Annotated in this window: 12 protein-coding genes and 1 pseudogene; 6 read left to right on the top strand and 7 right to left on the bottom strand. The window is 74.4% G+C overall.

The window, feature by feature from the left end; translation table 11 throughout:
* The first annotated feature begins 131 nt into the window (after positions 1 to 131).
* Together M3666_RS03920 and M3666_RS03915 are read left to right on the top strand one after the other, a co-directional pair.
* Positions 132 to 1,871, top strand: a complete 1,740-nt coding sequence (locus tag M3666_RS03920; RefSeq protein ID WP_251154549.1) for a dihydroxyacetone kinase family protein — start codon at positions 132 to 134, stop codon at positions 1,869 to 1,871.
* Positions 1,868 to 2,434 carry a ribose-5-phosphate isomerase gene (locus M3666_RS03915; protein WP_251154548.1) on the top strand — a complete coding sequence of 189 codons (567 nt, stop codon included), beginning with the start codon at positions 1,868 to 1,870 and terminating at the stop codon, positions 2,432 to 2,434. The genes M3666_RS03920 and M3666_RS03915 overlap by 4 nt, the downstream gene beginning before the upstream one ends.
* 254 nt (positions 2,435 to 2,688) lie before the next feature.
* Here the strand turns inward: M3666_RS03915 and M3666_RS03910 are convergent.
* Positions 2,689 to 3,987, bottom strand: a pseudogene (locus tag M3666_RS03910) (FGGY family carbohydrate kinase); the annotation flags it as partial.
* A 150-nt stretch (positions 3,988 to 4,137) separates the two neighbouring features.
* Between M3666_RS03910 and M3666_RS03905 the strand changes: the two are divergent.
* The 3 genes from M3666_RS03905 to M3666_RS03895 are packed head-to-tail and all read left to right on the top strand — an operon-like array spanning position 4,138 to position 7,023.
* Positions 4,138 to 5,208, top strand: a complete 1,071-nt coding sequence (locus M3666_RS03905; RefSeq protein ID WP_081985322.1) for a sigma-E factor regulatory protein RseB domain-containing protein — start codon at positions 4,138 to 4,140, stop codon at positions 5,206 to 5,208.
* A complete protein-coding gene (locus tag M3666_RS03900; protein ID WP_066655518.1) occupies positions 5,205 to 6,194 on the top strand; it encodes an ABC transporter ATP-binding protein in 990 nt (329 codons plus the stop codon). Before M3666_RS03905 ends, M3666_RS03900 begins: the two co-directional genes overlap by 4 nt.
* Positions 6,181 to 7,023, top strand: coding sequence for an ABC transporter permease (locus tag M3666_RS03895; RefSeq protein ID WP_066655521.1), 843 nt, complete (start codon positions 6,181 to 6,183; stop codon positions 7,021 to 7,023). Before M3666_RS03900 ends, M3666_RS03895 begins: the two co-directional genes overlap by 14 nt.
* Before the next feature lie 76 nt (positions 7,024 to 7,099).
* Here the strand turns inward: M3666_RS03895 and M3666_RS03890 are convergent, their stop codons facing one another.
* Complete coding sequence (locus M3666_RS03890; RefSeq protein ID WP_081984992.1) at positions 7,100 to 8,161, bottom strand: NADP-dependent oxidoreductase; 1,062 nt, start codon at positions 8,159 to 8,161, stop codon at positions 7,100 to 7,102.
* Positions 8,162 to 8,242: 81 nt separating this feature from the next.
* Positions 8,243 to 9,163 carry a metallophosphoesterase gene (locus M3666_RS03885; protein WP_066655527.1) on the bottom strand — a complete coding sequence of 307 codons (921 nt, stop codon included), beginning with the start codon at positions 9,161 to 9,163 and terminating at the stop codon, positions 8,243 to 8,245.
* 96 nt (positions 9,164 to 9,259) lie between these two features.
* Between M3666_RS03885 and M3666_RS03880 the strand changes: the two genes are divergently transcribed.
* Positions 9,260 to 10,270 (top strand): low specificity L-threonine aldolase, encoded by a 1,011-nt coding sequence (locus M3666_RS03880; RefSeq protein WP_081984994.1) that lies wholly within the window; start codon positions 9,260 to 9,262, stop codon positions 10,268 to 10,270.
* Between the two features lie 42 nt (positions 10,271 to 10,312).
* Here the strand turns inward: M3666_RS03880 and M3666_RS03875 are convergent, their stop codons facing one another.
* From M3666_RS03875 to M3666_RS03860, 4 genes are all read right to left on the bottom strand, one after another.
* A complete protein-coding gene (locus tag M3666_RS03875) occupies positions 10,313 to 10,747 on the bottom strand; it encodes a hypothetical protein (RefSeq protein ID WP_209684956.1) in 435 nt (144 codons plus the stop codon).
* Positions 10,748 to 10,827: 80 nt separating this feature from the next.
* Entirely contained in the window at positions 10,828 to 11,103 is a 276-nt protein-coding gene (locus M3666_RS03870) for a type II toxin-antitoxin system RelE/ParE family toxin (protein WP_066655542.1), read from the bottom strand.
* Positions 11,096 to 11,359, bottom strand: a complete 264-nt coding sequence (locus tag M3666_RS03865; RefSeq protein WP_066655545.1) for a type II toxin-antitoxin system prevent-host-death family antitoxin — start codon at positions 11,357 to 11,359, stop codon at positions 11,096 to 11,098. The genes M3666_RS03870 and M3666_RS03865 overlap by 8 nt, the downstream gene beginning before the upstream one ends.
* 60 nt (positions 11,360 to 11,419) lie before the next feature.
* On the bottom strand, positions 11,420 to 12,619 hold the full coding sequence (locus M3666_RS03860) for an ROK family protein (protein ID WP_251154547.1): 1,200 nt from the start codon (positions 12,617 to 12,619) through the stop codon (positions 11,420 to 11,422).
* Positions 12,620 to 12,687 lie beyond the last annotated feature (68 nt).

Genomic DNA, 12,687 nt, shown 5'->3' with positions numbered 1-12,687 from the left:
GGCGGTGGCCGTCCCGCCGCCGCCCGGTCCCCGACCCGTCCCCTCCGACCCGACCGACGCACCCGGTCGTCCGACCCGATCCTGACCCCATCCACCGGACCCCGGTCCACCGCACGACAGGAACGCACGCCATGACCACGATCCACGACGACCCCGAGGACTTCGCCGACGACCAGCTGGCCGGCTGGCTCGCCCTGTACGCCGACCGGGTACGCGGCGTGCACGGCGGGGTGGTCGCCCTCCCGACCGAGGGCGCCGACCGGCAGGTCGCCGTCGTGGTCGGCGGCGGATCCGGGCACTACCCCGCGTTCTGCGGCGTCGTCGGCCCCGGCTTCGCCACCGGCGCCGTCGTCGGCAACGTCTTCACCTCGCCGTCCGCGGCCCAGGTGTACTCGGTGGCCAAGGCCGCCGACCAGGGCCGCGGCGTCGTGCTGTCGTTCGGCAACTACGCCGGTGACACGATGAACTTCGGCCTCGCCGCCGAGCGCCTGCGCGCCGAGGGCATCGACACGCGCATCGTCGTGGTCACCGACGACGTCGCGAGCGCCGACGAGGTCGCGCAGCGGCGGGGCATCGCCGGCGACTTCTCGGTGTTCAAGGCGATGGGTGCCGCCGCGGCGGCGGGACTCGACCTGGACGAGGTGGAGCGCGTCGGCACCGCGGCGAACGCCGCCACCAGGACGATCGGAGTCGCGTTCTCGGGCTGCACCATGCCCGGCGCCACCGAACCGCTCTTCTCCGTCCCGGACGGACACCTCGGCCTCGGCCTCGGCATCCACGGTGAGCCGGGCATCCGGGACGTCCCGGTGCTGCCCGCGCGGGAGCTCGCCGCACTGCTCGTCGAGCGGCTGGTCGCAGAACGCCCCGAGGGCGCCGGGCCGCGGGTCGCACCGATCCTCAACGGCCTGGGCGACACCAAGTACGAGGAGCTCTTCCTGCTCTGGGGCCGCGTGCTGCCGCTCCTCGAGGACGCCGGGCTCGAGGTCGTCGAGCCCGAGGTCGGCGAGCTCGTCACCAGCCTCGACATGGGCGGCTGCTCGCTCACGCTGCAGTTCCTCGACGACGAGCTCGAACAGTACTGGCGCGCGGACGCCTACACGCCGGCGTACCGCAAGGTCGCCGCTCCGGTCGCGGCGCTCGTGCCGGCCGACGCGGTGGCCGAGGCCGAGGCGGAGGCGACCGTCGTGCCGGACGCGACCGAGGCCTCCCGGCGGGCAGCCGAGACCGCCCGCACAGCCGTGGTGGCGATGGACGCGCTGCTCCGCGAGCACGAGGAGACCCTCGGGCGCATCGACGCGGTCGCCGGCGACGGCGACCACGGGCGCGGCATGGTGAAGGGTGTCTCGGCGGCCCGCCGGTCGGTCGAGCAGACCGACCCCGCCGCGGGTGTCGCCTTCGTGCTCGGTCGGGCGGGCGATGCCTGGGCGGCGTCCGCCGGCGGGACGTCCGGTGTGCTCTGGGGCGCGGCCCTCGAGTCCTTCGGTCGTGCGCTCGGCGACGACCGGGGGACGTACGGTCCGGCCGACGTCGTGGCTGCCGCGCAGGCGTTCGCGGACTCGATCGTCCACCTGGGCGGCGCGGCCCGCGGCGACAAGACGCTGCTCGACGCACTGCTGCCCTTCGTCGACCAGCTGCGGTCCTCGGTCGACGACGGCGCCGACCTGCCGGCGGCCTGGCGGACGGCAGCGCGGGTCGCCGTCGAGCAGGCGGAGGCCACGGCGGACCTGCGGCCGAAGGTCGGGCGGGCCCGACCCCTGGCCGAGAAGAGCGTGGGGACGCCCGATGCGGGCGCCACCTCGATGGGGATGGTCCTCACACGGATCGGCGAGGTGCTCGCCGACCGCGCACGACGCGAAGGAGTGGACGCATGACGCTACGACTGGTGGTGGGCTCGGACGACGCGGGCTTCGACTACAAGGAGGTCATCAAGCGGGACCTCGAGGCCGACGACCGCGTGGCCAGCGTGGTCGACGTGGGCGTGGACGCGGAGGGCCACACGGCGTACCCGCACGTCGCCGTCGACGCCGCCCGGATGATCGCGGACGGCGAGGCCGACCGGGCGATCCTGGTCTGCGGCACCGGGCTCGGCGTCGCGATCAGCGCGAACAAGGTGCCCGGCATCCGGGCCGTCACGGCGCACGACTCGTTCAGCGTCGAGCGGTCGGTGCTGTCGAACGACGCCCAGGTGCTCTGCATGGGCCAGCGCGTGATCGGTGTCGAGGTCGCCCGGCGGATGGCGAAGGAGTGGCTCGGGTACACGTTCGACCCGTCGAGCGCGAGCGCGGAGAAGGTCGCCGCGATCTGCGGCTACGACGGCTCAGCGCCCGTCGGCACCGACGCCGGAGGCGCAGCCGGCACCGACGCCGGAGGCGCAGCCGGCACCGACGCCGGAGGCGCAGCCGGCACCGACGCCGGGGTCACCGCCACCGCGTGACCTGACGCCGGTCGCCCCCTCGGGACCGCCAGCGCACCCGCCGGACCGGCCGGTGCGGTGGCGGTCCCGTCGTCGCGCTGGCGGCGCGCCAACCGGTGCACGACCGGCACGGTCGCCTCGTAGAGCTCCCGGTAGTCCCGGTACCCGAGGTCGTACCGCTCGGAGGCCGCCGGGTCCGGCTCGATGACGACCGCCGGCGGGTTCCAGGCGCGGATGTCGACGCGGTCCGCGCCGTCGACGAGCAGCGCGGCCAGGTACGCCGTGCCGAAGCACGCCCCCGTGGTGACGGACGGGATGGTCTGCGGGAGCCCCGTGACGTCCGACACGATCTCCGGCCACAGTCGTCCGAGCACCCCGCCGCCGGCGCCGACGAGTTCGTGCACGTCGATGCCGGCCCCGCCCAGCACCTCGAGGTTGTGGCGGACCGCGTAGGCCGTCCCCTCGAGCGTCGCGCGGTAGAGGTCACCACGCGTGTGCCGGACCGTCAGCCCGGCGACCACTCCGCGGGCGTCCGGGTCCGCGATCGGGGTCCGCTCCCCGGCGAAGTAGGGCAGGACGAGCAGTCCCCCGGCGCCCGGACCGGCGGCCCGCGCCTCGGCGAGGAGTGCTGCGCGGTCGCCGTCGACGAGCCGCCGGAGCCAGTCGGTGACGGCGCCGGAGGTCGCGGTGCCCCCCGCGACGCAGGGCTGCCCAGGGCGGGTCCCGACCGTGGTCCACAGACCCGGGACCGACGTCGGTCGGTCGGTGGGCGCGATGAGGAACATCGTCGAGCCGTACTGCAGGAACACCCGCCCCGGCGCGGGGACGCCGGAGCTGACCCCCTCGGCCCACGCGTCGATGGTCCCCGCGATCACCGGGATCCCGGCCGGGAGGCCCGTGGCTGCGGCCGCGGCGGCCGTCACGTCACCGGCCCGCTCGCCGGGCCAGAGCAGCCGCGGCATCCGCAGACCGGGCGCGAGCCGCGCGCACCAGTCGTCGATCCAGCGCTCGGCGTGGACGTCGTACAGCGGGGTCGTCTGGCTGGCCGAGTGGTGGTCGAGGACGTACTCGCCGGTGAGCTGCTCGACGATCCGCGACGAGGGCATCGTGAACCGTCCGGCACGACGCCACGTGTCGGGTTCGTTCCGGGCGAGCCACGCGAGCTTCACCCCGGCGGCCTGTGTGCTGAGCCTGCTGCCGCACCGGGCACGGACGGCGTCGTCACCGCCGAGCTCCGCCGCGACCTCGTCGAGCATGTCCGCCGTGCGGGTGTCGACCCCGTAGAGGATCGCGGGCCGCAGCGGCCGTCCGTCCTGGTCCGACAGCAGGACGCACGGACCGATGCCGCTGACCCCGACCGCCTCGACCCGCGCGTGCGGGACCCGCGCGAGCAGCTCGGTCGTCAGGTCCACGAACTCGGCCCACCAGGCGTCGCCGTCCATCTCGACCCGCCCCTCGACGGGGCGGTCGACGCTGTGCTCCCGGCAGCCCTCGGCGAGCACCCTGCCGTCGAACCCGGCCAGCAGCGCCTTCGTGCTCGAGGTACCGATGTCCAGTCCGAGGACCGCGCGCATGCCGTCTCCTTCGCCGCCGTGTCGTCCCGTCGCCGGGCGGACCGATCCTACGAGTGCCGGGCACCGGGACGACAGCCGCGGACGCCCAGCCGACTGTCGGCAGCCCGACGTACGGTGCTCGCGACCCACCGCTCCACCGAAGGGGACACGATGCAGAAGTCAGCCTGGCTGCCCGCCGCGATCGCGCCGGTCGTCGTCGCCGGCGTCATCGCCGCGCCGGTGATCGCGAACGCCGCTGCCGAACCGGTGGCGGGCTCGGACCCCACCGCGGCCGAGGTCCTCGCGAGCATCGCGGGGTCCCGGGACGCCCAGTACTCCGGCACGCTCGCGCAGACGAGCGACCTCGGGCTGCCGGAGCTCCCCTCGGGCAGCGGCGGCTCCTCGCTCGAGGGCGACGCGTCCGACGTGCTCGGACTGCTCACCGCCGCGCACACCGCGCGGGTGTACGTCGGTGGCGAGGACGAACAGCGCTTCCAGCTGACCCAGCAGCTCGCGGAACAGGACGTGGTCCGGAACGGGTCCGACGTGTGGACCTGGGACTCGAAGGAGCGCACTGCGGTGCACCTGACGCTCCCCGCGGACGCCGACGCCCCCACCGCCGGCGCGACCACGCCGGCGCAGGCGGCCGAGCGTGCGGTCGACGCGATCACCCCGAGCACCCGGGTGTCCGACCCGACGACGGTCCGCGTCGCCGGACACGACGCATGGCAGGTCACCCTGACGCCGAGGTCCGACGACACCCTGGTCGGTTCGGTCCGGCTCGCCGTCGACCAGCAGACCGGGCTGCCCCTGCGCGTCACCGTGACCGCAGCCGGGCAGCAGGACCCGGCGTTCCAGGTCGGGTTCACGAGCCTCGACTACGGCGCGCCCGACGCTCGACTGTTCGACTTCACCCCGCCGTCCGGCGCCGAGGTCACGACGAAGGACCTCTCGGACGCCCACCGGCACGGGCAGGGCGGTCGGGCGCACGGCGACGACCGGAGCGGCGTCGGACCGACGGTGACCGGCTCCGGGTGGGACAGCGTCGTGGAGCTGCCCGCCGGCGACACCGCCGGACCGGGTCGGGACTCCGACGCCTCGGCGCTCCTCGACCAGGTGACGAAGCCCGTCGACGGCGGCCGCGCACTGCAGACGTCGCTCGTGTCGGTCTACCTGGCGGACGACGGCCGGGTGTTCGCCGGCGCCGTCCCGGTGTCCGCGCTGGTCACCGCCGCCAAGTGACGACAGCCCCGCAGCCGGACCGGGCAGCGACGGAGCCCGGCCGGTCCGTTCCCGACCTCGCGATCCGGACGCAGTCGCTCGTCAAGGTGTTCCGCCGGCAGCGCGCCGTGGACGGCATCGACCTGGCCGTCCCGCGCGGATCGGTCTTCGGGTTCCTCGGACCCAACGGCTCCGGCAAGACCACCACCATCCGGATGCTCCTCGGCCTGTCGGCGGCGACGAGCGGCACGATCGAGGTGCTCGGTCGTGCGGTACCGGGCGCGTTGCAGGAGGTCCTCCCCCGCGTCGGCGCGCTGGTCGAGGGTCCGGCCGCCTACCCGTACCTGTCCGGTCGGGCGAACCTGCAGCGGTTCGACGCGGCGGACCCGACCTCCGACCCGCGCACCCGCCACGACCGTGTCGCGACGGCGCTCGACCGCGTCGGGCTCGGCCACGCCGCCGACAAGAAGGCACACGCCTACTCGCTCGGCATGAAGCAACGCCTCGGCCTGGCGGGCGCACTGCTCGCGCCGCGTGACCTCCTCGTGCTCGACGAGCCGACGAACGGCCTCGACCCGCAGGGGACCCGCGAGGTCCGCAACCTCATCCGCTCGCTGGCCGACGACGGCACCACGGTCTTCGTGTCGAGCCACCTGCTCGCCGAGATCGAGCAGGTCTGCACGCACGCCGCGGTGATGCGGAGCGGGCGCCTCGTGGCGCAGGGGTCCCTCGACGAGCTCCGGGCGACGGGCGGACGGACCCTGACCGTCCGGACCCCCGACGTGGGCGAGGCCTCGGCGGTGCTCGTGCGGTTGGGGCTCTCCCCGCGTCGGGACACCGGTGCGGACGTCCTGGTCGCCGACCTGCCCGACGACGTCCTGCCCGAGACCGTCACGGCCGACCTCGTCCGTGCCGACGTCCGGGTCCGGGGCGTCGCGGTGGGCGGCGGCACCCTCGAGGACCTGTTCGTCGCGCTCACCGGAGAGGGGTTCGATGTCGCAGCCTGAGCCCGTCCGCCGTCCCGTCCGCCCCTTCGCCCTGCTCGGGTCGGAGCTCGCGCTGCTGTTCCGGCGCCGCCGGACCTGGGCGATGCTCGGTGCCCTCGCCCTGGTCCCGGTGCTCATCGCGATCGCGGTGCGCCTGACCACCGACGGTGACTCCGGTGGTCCCGCGTTCCTCGGGGACATCACGAACAACGGCCTCTTCGTCGCGTTCACCGCGCTCACCGTGTCGATCCCGCTGTTCCTGCCCCTGACCGTGGGGGTCGTGTCGGGGGACACGGTCGCGGGCGAGGCGTCGCACGGCACGATCCGCTACCTGCTGGTGGCCCCGACCGGCCGCCTGCGGTTCATCCTGGTCAAGTACGCCGCCACGGTCGCGTTCTGCCTGGCCGCGACGCTCCTCGTCGTGCTCGTCGGCGCGGCGATCGGCGCACTGCTCTTCCCGATCGGCCCGGTGACCCTGCTGTCGGGGACGCAGGTCGGCGGCTGGTCGTACGCCGGCCGCGCACTGCTCCTCGCGCTGTACGTGGCCCTGTCGATGCTCGGGCTGGCCGCGATCGGGCTCTTCGCCTCGACGCTGACGACGGTGCCGGTCGGGGCGATGGCCGCGACGGTCGTGCTCGCCGGGGTGTCGCAGGTGCTCGACCAGCTCCCGCAGCTCGACTGGCTGCACCCGTTCCTGTTCTCGCACCTGTGGCTCGGCTTCGGCGACCTGCTCCGCGACCCGATCGCGTTCGACTCCTTCGGGGCGAACGCGCTGCTGCAGCTCGGCTGGGTGGCCGTGTTCGGGGCGCTGGCGTACGGACGGTTCGCGACGAAGGACGTCCTCAGCTAGCCGACGCACGCTCTCCCGCGCACGCATCGGGCCCGGCCTCCTGCCGGAGACCGGGCCCGATCGTCGCGCGTGTGGTTCAGGCCTCCGGGCTCGCCGACCCGCCGGCCATCGTCTCGGTGTCCGCGCCTCGTGCATCGGCGTAGCGGTCGCGCAGGTCACGCGCCTTCTCCGAGCGGTACCAGTCGAGTCGCGCACCGGTCTCCACCGTCTGCATGCCGATCACGACCTTGCCGCGGGAGCGCATCTCGGCCAGGTCCTCGTAGGCGTCGACGATGTACTCGAACGGGTAGAAGCCCGAGATGAGCACCTGCACGCGGCGGTCCTGCACGGCCTTGCCGAGCAGGGTGAGCAGGTCACGGGCCTCCTCGTCGTCGGCCGGTGCCCGCAGGAACCGGATCTCGACGTCGCGGCGGTGCTCGGAGGTCACCAGCCGCTCCGACGGCACGCCGAGCCGCGATGCGAGGTCCGCTGCACCGCCACCGCCGTGGTTGTCGATGAACGCGGTGATCGGCCGGCCGGCCGCCATCTGCCGGATGCGGTCCTCCTCGCCTTCGCCGTACGCGACCGGCAGCGTACCGATCTGCCGCAGGTAGTCGTGGTTCCGCGGGCTGCCGAGGGCGATGACGGTCGCGCCGGCATCGTGCGCCAGCTGGCACTCGATGTGCCCGACACCGCCGGCAGCGGCGGAGATCACGACGGTGTCGTCGGGCCCGAGACGGAGTCCGCGGACGATCGTCGCGGCGGTGGCGCCGGCCAGGTAGAGGCCGCCGGCGACCTCCCACCCGACGTGCTCGGGCTTCTTCACGACCGCACCGCGGGGCACGCGGATCCAGGTGGCGTGGGCACCGCCCTCGGGCGCGTGGCCCATCACCTCGTCGCCGACCTTGAGGTCACGGACCTCGGCGCCGCGGGCCCGGACGATGCCGGCGAAGTCGACGCCCTGGTGGGCAGGGAACTCGAGGTCGATGTGGTCGCGCAGCTTCCCCTCGCGGAGGAACCGCTCGACGTGGTTCAGGCCGGCGGCGACGACCTCGACGACGACGTCGCCGGGTCCGGGCTCGGGACGTTCCTGCGGGACGAGGTCGACGACGTCGAACCCGCCGTACCGGTCGTACTGCACTGCACTACCGATGCGCATGGGGGACTCCTTCCGTGGGCATGGCTCCGGTGTACTCGCGACGCCGGAACGGTGTCCGTGAGCGAGGGGTACCAGGCGCCGTCAGCGCGCGGCGGGCCCCGCCTGCTCCGCGATCCGTGCCACCGTCTCGGCGTCGAGCGCGAAGGCGAGCACGTCGCGGTCCGGGTCGGGGACGCGGACCGGTGTCGACCAGACGGAGCCGTCGGTGGCGACGTCGACGACCAGTGCGCCGTGGGCGACGTGGGCGGACTCCTCGGCGTACGGTCCGACGACGTCCGTGTCGTTCGCGACCCCGGGCGCGACGAGCACCGGGACGCCGGCGAGCGACCCGGCGCTGTGGTGGTGCTGGTGCCCGCCGAGCACCACCCGGACGTCCGAGCCGTCGAGGAGCTCGGCGAGGTCCTCGGGGTCCTGCAGGCGGAGGGCCTCGTGCAGCAAGGTCGGCGAGGGCACCGGCGGGTGGTGGAGCACGACGACCGTGCCGTGCGGGACGGGCTCGCCGGTGAGCGCCGCGCGGAGTCGCTCGAGCGCGGTGTCGCTGAGCGCGCCGTAGCCGGCACCGGGGACGCTCGTGTCGACCGTCACCACGCGGAAGCCGGCGACGACCGACTGCCCGGAGACCGGCACGGACGGCGGGACGTACTCCATCGTGTGCGCGAGCGGCGTGCCGCCCTCCCCGAGGACGTGGCCGTTCGCGAGGACCTGGCGGAAGCCCTCGCGGAGGTCGTGGTTGCCGGGGACCAGGACGAGTGCGGCGCCGTGCCGCTGCGCCCAGGCGCCGATCCGCTCGCGAGCGGTGCGGTAGGACGCGGGACTCCCGTCCTCGGACACGTCCCCCGAGACCACGACCAGGCCGACGCCCGGGACCCCGTCGACGTGCGCGAGCACCGCGTCCAACGCCGCCGTCGTGTCGACCGACCCCTGGTGCAGGGCACCGTCACCGGTCAGGTGCGTGTCGGAGAGGTGGAGGATGCGGAGGGTCCCGGCTGCTGGCGGCTGCATGGGCCTCACCGTAGCGACGCCGGTGATCGACGGACTGGACGGCGGGTCGGTGTTGCCTGGTGATCGACGGACCGGACGGCGGGTTAGCGTTGCCCGGTGACCGACGCTCCGATCGACCTGCGCTCCGACACCGTGACCCGCCCGACGCCTGCGATGCGCCGAGCGATGGCCGACGCCGAGGTCGGTGACGACGTCTTCGGCGAGGACCCGGAGACGAACGCCCTCGAGCGCGAGGTCGCCGACCTGCTCGGCCACGAAGCCGGGCTCTTCACCCCGACCGGCTCGATGGCGAACCAGCTCGGGCTGCGGCTGCACGTCGCGCCGGGCGAGGAACTCCTGGCGGACGTCCGGGCCCACGTCGTCCGCGCCGAACTCGGTGCCGCGGCGGTGTTCTCCGGCATCACGACGCGCACGTGGCCCTCGGAGCGCGGACGCCTCGTCGCGGCGGCGGTCGCGGAGGTGGCTGAGCCGAACGCCGGCGCCTACAGCGTGTCCACGACGGCGATCGCGATCGAGAACACGCACAACTTCGGTGGCGGGACCGTGCAGCCCGTCGACGAGGTGCACGCCGTGCAGGCGTTCGCGCGGGAGCACGGCATCGCGGTGCACCTCGACGGTGCCCGGTTGTGGAACGCCCACGTCGCGTCGGGGATCGCGCTGCGCGACCTCGCCGCGGGGTTCGACACCGTGTCGGTCTGCCTGTCGAAGGGGCTCGGCGCGCCGGTCGGCTCGGTGCTCGTCGGCTCCCGGGAGCACGTCGCCGCGGCCCGCACCTGGCGGAAGCGCTACGGCGGGGGCATGCGGCAGACGGGCTTCCTGGCCGCGGCGGGCCGGTACGCGCTCCGGCACCACGTCGACCGTCTCGCCGAGGACCACACCAACGCCCGGGTGCTCGCGTCCGCGCTCGACGTCGACCCCGCGACCGTCGACACGAACATCGTCTTCGCCGAGGTGACCGATCCGGCAGCCTTCGTGGCCGCGGCCGCCGAGCGGGACGTGCGGGTGATGCAGCTCGGCCCGAGGCACGTCCGGCTCGTGACGCACCTCGACGTCAGCGCCGAGCAGGCCGCCCGTGCCGCCGAGGTCCTGGCGGCGCTCCTCCGCTGAGGGGCCGCGAGCGGCCGCCGGGCGCTCGCGTCCCGCGCCCGGTCAGTCGCACATCCAGCGCGAGCCGAAGGCGTCGTGGACCCGACGCAACGCGTCCGGGGTCCCCCACTCCTGGACATCGACGCAACCAGGACCGGCCTGCGCCGCGACGACGCCGAACCGCCCGACACCGCTGTACGCGTACCGGACGCCCGACGCGGCAGCCTGCGAACCGGTGCCGAGCGATCCCCCCGGCAACTGCAGCTGGCCTCCGTCGGGGAAGACGAGCACCTGACCGGTCGGCTCGCACGCTGGCGGGTCGTCGGACGCCAGGGCGGAGACCGAGACGGGTGCTGCGCCGTTGCACACCGGGAGCGGGGCCGCGTCGCTGCCCGTCAGGGTGAGGACACCCTCCTCCGGACCGACGGCGACGCACCCGGTGCACAACACCGCGAGCAAACCGAGGACCGTGGGAACGAGGACGGGTCGGATCGTCACGGGCCCAGTCTGCCGCGGACCGAGCCGCGGTGTCACTGATCGGCCCAGGGGGGGGTCGGCGGTCGGTCGGTCGGTCGGGTTCAGCGGTACACGTCACGGCGGTGGCCGATGACCAGCACGAGGACCACCAGACGATCGTCGACGATCTCGTAGACGATCCGGTGGTCGCCCACACGGACCCGGAACTCGCCCGGCCGGCCGACCAGCGCGGTCGACCCTGGCGGACGCGGCGTCGTGCGGAGCAGGACCAGGGCGGCGAGCAACCGCCGCTGCACGACCCGGTCGAGCTTCGTCAGCGCCTTCGCGGCACGCTTGGTCAGCTCGACCCGGTACTCGACGGGCGAGGCTTCACCCAAGCGTGATGCCCAGCTCGCGGGCGACCTGCTCGAGGGGCAGCGTCTCCGGGTCCTCCGCGAGTTCCCGCCGAGCGCGATCGACAGCGGCCCGGTCCATCGCGTCCTCGAGCGCCTGCAGTGCCCGGCGAGCCAGTTCCGCCTCGAGCACGACGACCTGCTCGCGGCCGCGGACCGTGATGGCGACCGGTTCGCGGTGCGCATGGTCGATGAGGTCGGACCATCGCTGGCGTGCTTCACTCGCGGGCAGGTTGTACATGTACCGATCGTACGACTCGTACGTCCGGTCGGGAAGGGCTCGGTGGCAGCGGATCGGCGGTCAGGTCGCGACGGCGGGGGTCTCGGCGGGCAGCGGGAAGGCCAGCGGATCGGCGTGCACGAGGTCGAGCGCACGCGCGACGGCGCCGAGGACCACGACGTCGCCGCCGAGCCGCGACGGCACGACCTCGGGCGTCGGGTCGTACTCCCAGGCAGCCAGGTGCTCGCGCGCCCGCTCGATCACGGGAGCGGCGGCGTCGGCGATCGCTCCGGCGACGACCACGCGGTCGATGTCGAGCAGGCTCGCGAGCAGGACGCAGACCCGGGCGAGGCGGTCCCCCAGGCGGTCGACGACCTCGAGCGCCACCGGGTCGAGCAGCGCGGCGGCGGCGAACACCGCCTCGGCGCCCGGCTCCTCGACGCCGCCGAGCAGGGAAGCCGGACCGATGCGCCCGTCGGCCCGCGCCGCGCGGACGAGCTCGCGGGCGGTGCGTCCGATGCCGTTCGACGAGGCCACCCCGTCGACCAGGTCGAGCACCCGGAGCTCACCGGCACCGCCCCGGGCACCGCGGAGCAGCACGCCGTCGACGACCAGGCCGGCGCCGAACCGCTCGCCCGAGAGCAGCGCCGCGAACGAGGCGTCCCCCGAGGAGGGCCGTTCGGCCAGCGCGGCGGCGTTCGCGTCGTTCTCGACCACGACGACACCGTGGGGCACGACGTCCGAGAAGCCCGGGTTCATGCTGTCCCAGAAGCCGCCGTCGCGGGGTGACGCACCGAGCGCGTCGACCGGAGCCGGGATGCCGACGACCGTCACGAGCACGCGGGCGGCGTCCACGTCGGCCGCGGTGAGTGCCGCCGCGACGGTGTCGGTCGTCACACTGAGCCGGACGGGCACCTCGAGCCCGGACTCGCCGAGCGCCCCCTCGGTGCGGGCGAGGACGGCGCCGCGCAGGTCGGCGACGAGCGCGGTGACGCGGTGCTGCCCCGCGTCGACGCCGACGACGACCCCGGCGTCCGCGACGAGTTCCCAGCGCCGGGCGGGCCGGCCCTTCCGGTACTCCCCTGCCGTGCGGGCGTCGTCGAGGTCGCGGAGCCAACCGAGCCGGACGAGCTCCGCGCACGCGGCGAGGACGGTCGAGCGGGTCAGCCCCGTGGCGTCGATCGCCTCGGTCGCCGTGAAGGCACCGGACGACGGCTCGAGGGCGTACGCCAGGACCGTCTCGGCGCTGGTCGCGCGGGGGGTCACACGGCGTTGTGGCATGCGCCGACCCTACCGCGACGCGACTTGCTTGCGCGATTAGATTTTCTGAGTACATTTAGTCGCGCGAG

The organism is Curtobacterium sp. ODYSSEY 48 V2, assembly GCF_023712625.1.
Lineage (GTDB): Bacteria > Actinomycetota > Actinomycetes > Actinomycetales > Microbacteriaceae > Curtobacterium.
Note: the sequence above shows the minus strand (reverse complement) of the source record. Positions and strands in the feature narration are given on the sequence as shown.